This window comes from Syntrophomonas sp. UBA5494, assembly GCF_002426325.1.
Map to the genome: position 1 here is coordinate 4966 of NZ_DIPG01000139.1, position 1647 is coordinate 6612.

1 protein-coding gene is annotated in these 1647 nt (G+C 43.1%); it reads left to right on the top strand.

Annotation, left to right across the window (positions count from 1 at the left end; genetic code table 11):
• Window positions 1–69: 69 nt before the first annotated feature.
• Window positions 70–1497: a [FeFe] hydrogenase H-cluster radical SAM maturase HydG gene (gene hydG / locus B3W37_RS15570; RefSeq protein WP_483176355.1), complete on the top strand. Its 1428-nt coding sequence runs from the start codon at window positions 70–72 to the stop codon at window positions 1495–1497.
• The last annotated feature ends 150 nt before the right edge of the window (window positions 1498–1647 follow it).

Sequence of the window (1647 nt, forward strand, 5' to 3'; positions counted from 1 at the left end):
ATTGCTTATCTGTCAGGAATACTTGACAAAATCAGTTTGAATTAAAGTAATTCGGGAAGGAGCTTAAATATGTATAATATAAAATCTATGGACGCCAATGAATTTATTGACGATGGAGAGATTCTGGCATCGATTGCCGCGGCCAGGAAACTGGTCAACGACCAGGCTGAAATCGACCGAATTTTAGCCAAGGTAAGGGATTATAAGGGGCTTACTCATCGGGAAGCCGCAGTTTTGCTGGAGGTTGAAGATGATGAAACTCTTGCCAAAATGTACAAAATTGCCAAAGAGGTAAAGGAAAAAATTTATGGCAAGAGGATCGTTATGTTTGCACCTTTGTATTTATCCAGCTATTGCGTAAACAACTGCAAATATTGCGGTTACAGATGCCAAAACGATATCGGCCGGCATCAGCTTACCCAGGATGAAGTACGGGACGAAGTCAGGGCATTGGAGGCTATGGGACACAAAAGGCTTCTGCTCGAAGCAGGCGAAGACGATAAAAGATGCCCTATAGAATATATCCTGGAGTGTATAAAGACTATCTATGACGAGAAATTTGAAAACGGTGCTATTCGCCGGGTAAATGTGGATATTGCTGCCACAACCGCAGAAAATTATAAAAAGCTAAAGGACGCCAAAATCGGCACCTATATCTTATTCCAGGAAACCTACCACAAACCCACCTATCTTAAAATGCACAGCGGACCCAAGCAAAACTACGAGTGGCACACTGAAGCCATGGACCGGGCCATGCTGGGCGGTGGAATTGATGATGTTGGTATCGGTCCCCTGCTTGGTTTATATGACTACCACTATGAAATGATAGCCGTTTTGATGCATGCCGAGCATATGGAAGCGGTTAGCGGTGTCGGTCCGCATACCATTTCATTCCCAAGACTTCTACCGGCGGTAGGCGTGGACTATAACGATTTTCCGTACCTGGTTAAAGACCAGGAGCTTAAAAAAATAGTAGCAATTACCCGTATGGCAGTTCCGTATACCGGGATGATTCTTTCCACCAGAGAAAGTGCTGATTTCCGTAACGAGCTTTTGGATGTTGGTATTTCGCAGATGAGCGCGGGATCCAGTGTAGGAGTCGGCGGATATGCCAAAAGAGAAGAAGTAGATGAAAACGGAATCGAGGAAAAACCACAATTCAATCTGGCCGATCATAGAAAACCGCTTGACGTACTGAAAGGGCTGGTTAAAGACGGTTACATTCCCAGTTATTGTACTGCCTGTTACCGTGAAGGAAGAACCGGAGACCGTTTTATGCCCTTTGCGAAATCAGGACAAATAGGAAACTATTGTTTGCCCAATGCCCTGTTAACATTTGAGGAATACTTAAAAGACTATGCTGATAACGAATTAATGGAAATGGGTCAGAAAATGATCGATGCAGAAATGCAAAACATTCCCAATGAAAAAAGAAAAGTAAAAGCGATCGATTATATCAACCGTATACGTGCCGGAGAAAGAGATCTAAGATTTTAGAGATTTGAGAGTTTGGCATAATTCCCAAAACCCCATTTGTCATTGCTATGAATAAGGGATTTTATGTCATCCTGAGGCGAAGCCGAAGGATCTTTCCATCTCGGAGACTGCAAGATCCTTCACTACATTCAGGATGACAAAAAACGTTAT

Coding starts and splice junctions, on each gene's coding strand:
- hydG (WP_483176355.1), top strand. CDS start 70: ATGTATAATATAAAATCTATGGACGCCAATGAATTTATTGACGATGGA.